Here is a 3,835-nt window from a genome sequence, read left to right as displayed (position 1 = left end):
TGGTCGCCACCGCCTGACGTTCCACCCCTTCCCGCCGGCGACCGGACACGGTCCGCCGGTGTTCTCCTGTGGTGCTCCCGCCCTGTGACGACCGCCCGGTCCGGCGTCCGGTGCTGCCTCGCACCCAGGAGACACGCCATGAAGCCCACGACGCCCATGAGCCCCAGCCCCACGAGCCCCATCACCACGGACTCCGTCGTCCGGACCTTCGTCGAGTACTTCGAGGACCGCGGACAACGCCGCATCACCGGCTCCACCCTGTTGCCCCCGCCCGGCGACCCGGTGCTCTTCACCACCTCCGGCATGCATCCGCTCACCCCGTACCTGGAGGGGCGGCCCCATCCGCTGGGCCGGCGCCTCGTCAACGTCCAGCGCTGTCTGCGCACCACCGACCTGGACGAGGTCGGCGACCGCACCCACCTCACCGTCTTCGAGATGCTGGGCACCTGGTCGCTCGGCGACTACGAGGGACGGCAGAGCCTCGACTGGGGGTACGGCCTGCTGACCGAGGGCCTCGGCATCGATCCGGGCCTGCTGCACGCCACGGTCTTCGCCGGTGATGGACAGACCGGCCCCGACACGGAGTCGCTCGACCTGTGGGAGCGGCACGGCGTCCCCGTCGAGCTGACCGTCGACGACAACTGGTGGTCCAACGGGCCGACCGGACCGTGCGGCCCCGACTCCGAGATCTTCTACTGGACCGGCGACACGCCGCCGTGCTCCACACCCACCCAGGACGACCGCTGGGTCGAGATCTGGAACCACGTCATGATGCGGTACCGCCGCCTCGACGACGGCACGCTCGTCCCGCTGCCCCAGCGCAATGTGGACACGGGCCTCGGACTGGAGCGGCTCGCCTCCCTCCTCCAGGGCCGCACGTCGGTCTTCGAGTGCGACGTCTTCGAGCCGTGGCGCCGCCTGCTGCCCGGCCTGTGGGTGCTGGACGAGAACGACCTGCGCCTCGTCGGGGACCACCTGCGCTCCGCCGTGGTCATCCTCGGCGACGGCGTGCGCCCGTCCGCCACGGGACGCGGATACGTCCTGCGGCGGCTGCTGCGCCGGACGCTCACCGTGCTCTGGCGCGACGACCCCACGCGCGGCCTCGGCGACCTGCCCGACGAGCTGGTCCGGCACACCCTCGGCCACTTCCGTCAGGATGCCGACGCCGCCGCCCTGCGGCAGATCCTCGCCGAGGAGGAGCAGCGCTTCAGGCGGCTCCTCGAACGCGGTCGGCAGGTCCTGGCCCGGCCCCGCTTCCTCGGCTCGCTCGACGACGAGGACTTCCGGTACCTCCACGACACGCACGGCCTGCCGCGCGATCTGGTGGTGAGCCTGCGGTCGCAGTGACGACCACCGCCCGTGCCACGTGGATCTTTTGTGAAGATTATGGAGACCGAGCGGGTGAACGGGTGACCGTTCCGGCGGCGCGTCGCCCCCTTTGGGGTGACTTGTGTGCTCATCCTTCTATTTGATGAACCATCAGACGTGGAGGTGGTGCGGATGAAGCCGACCGCTCGAGGAATCGTCGTGGCAGGGGTGGGTCCCCTGCTGGCGCTGGGCTGCTGGACGGCCACCGCGGTGGCCGACTCGGACCTGCCGCATCCCGCGGCGTCCGGGCAGGCCGAGGTGCCGCTCGGTGTGCCGGGTGCGGCCGGTCCGGGGTGCGACGCCCCGGGGCTCGGGGGCGGCGGTCAGGGGGAGGACGGGTCGGGCCACGGTGCCCAGCAGCAGTCCGCCCGGGAAGGCTCCGGAGGCGAGGGCCCCGAAGGTCACGGAAGCGAGCACTCCGGGGGCTACGGGGACGAGAACCCGAAGGGCCACGGAGAGCACACCCCGAAGGGCCACGGGGACGAGAGTCCCGAGGGCTACGGGGGTGGGAGTTCCGAGGGCTACGGGGACGAGGGGCCGAAGGGGTACGACGACGAGGGGCCTTCGGGGTACGGCGAGGAGACGCCGCCGACGTCGCCGCCGGAGACGACTCCGCCGGGGGCCACTCCTCCGGAGACGACTCCGCCGGTCACCACGCCGCCCGTCACGACTCCGCCCGTGACGACCCCTCCGGTCACGACGCCGCCCGTGACCACTCCGCCCGTGACGACCCCTCCGGTGACGACGCCTCCGGTGACGACGCCTCCGGAGACCACGCCGCCGGTGACGACTCCTCCGGTCACGACTCCGCCCGTGACGACTCCTCCGGCATCGACGCCGCCGGTGACGACACCTCCGGCGACGACGCCCCCCAAGCCGCCGGAGCTCGCCGAGTCCGGCCGGGACAAGGGGCTGTTCGTGCTCGGCGGGATCGCGGCCGCCTGTGTCGCGGCGGGCGCGGTCTGCCTGCGGTTCGGTCGGCCGTCGAAGCGCCGAACACACTGAACACACAGCGGCGCCCGAGCCGTCGACCACCGCGATGACGTGTGCCCGCGGCCGGACCCCTCGTCCGGCCGCGGGCACACGGGTGTGCGCTACTTCTGGCGCGCGTGCTTCGCGCCGTAGAAGACCGAGCGGGCCGCCCGGATCCTGGCCGCCTGGCGGTCCGTGTCCCGCGCCAGCTCCAGGGCCGCGGCGAGGGCGTCCGGGGTGGCGAGCCGTCCGCTGCCGTCCGGCGCCACCCGCCACATGAACGAGTGCTGCTGCACGCCGGTGATGCCGTCGGCGTGCGGGGAGGGGACGGTCAGCTCGGCGCCCTCGCCGAGGAACAGGGCGTCCTCCTGGTCCGGTGGACGCAGGCCGTCGGCCGTGCCGGGCTGGGCGAGGATGTAGAACACCGGGCGCGGCGGTGCGTGTTCCTCCAGGACCGGCACCTTCCCCGCGTCGTCACCGAGCTCCCACAGCACGGTCAGCCCGAGCGGCTGGTGCACCCGCAGAGCGTCGAAGCGGCGACCGGCCGGCAGCCGGGCGAGATGCGGCGCCTGCTCCCACTGCGCGAACACCTTCTCGGGCTGCGCATGGCAGGCGGCTAACCACTGGGCCCCGTCCATGAGTTGACCGTACGTCACCCCCTCCCGGTCGAGCAGCGGGAACGGCGGTTTGCCCCGGGAGGTTCCGCTTCGCCCCGCGCGCGGCGCGAGCCCGGGGCCGGATGGACCGGCGGGCTCCGGTGGCTGGAAACCGGGCCCGTGCAGCGCCCCGGGCTGCGCGGGGGCCGCCGGGTGAGAGGGAGGCCGGTGGCCCCGCACCGCGCCACGAGGCCGTGTGGCGCGGTGCGTGGCCTCAGTGGACCGCGCAATTCAGGCCATCGCGAGCGTGCGCGCGGGGCCAGAGCGTGCGCGTGATTCACACGGGGCGCGAACGCCGCCCGCGCGGAACGGGCTCGGCCGGCTCCGCTGACACGGGGATGGGACAGCGGAGCCGGGCCGCGCAGAACGCGGCTCTTCCATTGTCGGGCCTCAACTCGATTGCTGCCAGGGGGAGTTGTGTTCGTGGTGCGGGTGATGTCGACGGATCGCGTGGGTGGGGGAGGTGGCCGGGGTGCGCACGGGGGAGCAGAGGCGCCCGGGGCCGTGCCCGGCGTTTCCCCCGCTCATTGCGCCGACGTCGCAGGTCAGCGGTTTGTGCAGGTCAGAAGGGGTGGCGTAACTCCGGCGCAACACGCGGCACGGTACCGTCGCCACCTCTTGAGGAGGAGACCCTGTGCCCGCCACGAACCCGTCCCGCGCCGCACCCGCCCGCGCCGTCCGTGCCCGCCGCGTCGCCGACGTCCTGCGTCAGCGCATCGTGGCCGGCGCCTACCCCCAGGGGCTGCTGCCCTCCGAGCGCGACCTCGGGGAGGAGCTCGCCGCGACCCGCAACGTGGTGCGCGAGGCGCTGGGCCTGCTGCGCGCCGAGGGACTGGTGG

5 protein-coding genes are annotated in these 3,835 nt (G+C 73.5%); 3 read left to right on the top strand and 2 right to left on the bottom strand.

Annotated elements, in window-relative coordinates; all coding sequences use genetic code 11:
- Positions 1-180: 180 nt before the first annotated feature.
- Positions 181-1,347 (top strand): alanine--tRNA ligase-related protein, encoded by a 1,167-nt coding sequence (locus GTW43_RS16575; RefSeq protein WP_161302806.1) that lies wholly within the window; start codon positions 181-183, stop codon positions 1,345-1,347.
- Positions 1,348-1,889: 542 nt separating this feature from the next.
- Here the strand turns inward: GTW43_RS16575 and GTW43_RS37540 are convergent.
- A complete protein-coding gene (locus GTW43_RS37540; protein ID WP_202501523.1) occupies positions 1,890-2,171 on the bottom strand; it encodes a hypothetical protein in 282 nt (93 codons plus the stop codon).
- 10 nt (positions 2,172-2,181) lie between these two features.
- Between GTW43_RS37540 and GTW43_RS37535 the strand changes: the two genes are divergently transcribed.
- Positions 2,182-2,373: a hypothetical protein gene (locus tag GTW43_RS37535; protein ID WP_202501522.1), complete on the top strand. Its 192-nt coding sequence runs from the start codon at positions 2,182-2,184 to the stop codon at positions 2,371-2,373.
- Positions 2,374-2,462: 89 nt separating this feature from the next.
- Here the strand turns inward: GTW43_RS37535 and GTW43_RS16565 are convergent, their stop codons facing one another.
- Positions 2,463-2,978 (bottom strand): hypothetical protein, encoded by a 516-nt coding sequence (locus GTW43_RS16565; protein WP_161302805.1) that lies wholly within the window; start codon positions 2,976-2,978, stop codon positions 2,463-2,465.
- A gap of 652 nt (positions 2,979-3,630) precedes the next feature.
- Between GTW43_RS16565 and GTW43_RS38660 the strand changes: the two genes are divergently transcribed.
- Positions 3,631-3,835, top strand: a 205-nt coding sequence (locus tag GTW43_RS38660; protein WP_161302804.1) for a GntR family transcriptional regulator, incomplete at its 3' end; no start/stop codon positions are given.

The sequence above is a fragment of the Streptomyces sp. SID5785 genome (assembly GCF_009870065.1).
Taxonomy (GTDB): domain Bacteria; phylum Actinomycetota; class Actinomycetes; order Streptomycetales; family Streptomycetaceae; genus Streptomyces.
Note: the sequence above shows the minus strand (reverse complement) of the source record. Positions and strands in the feature narration are given on the sequence as shown.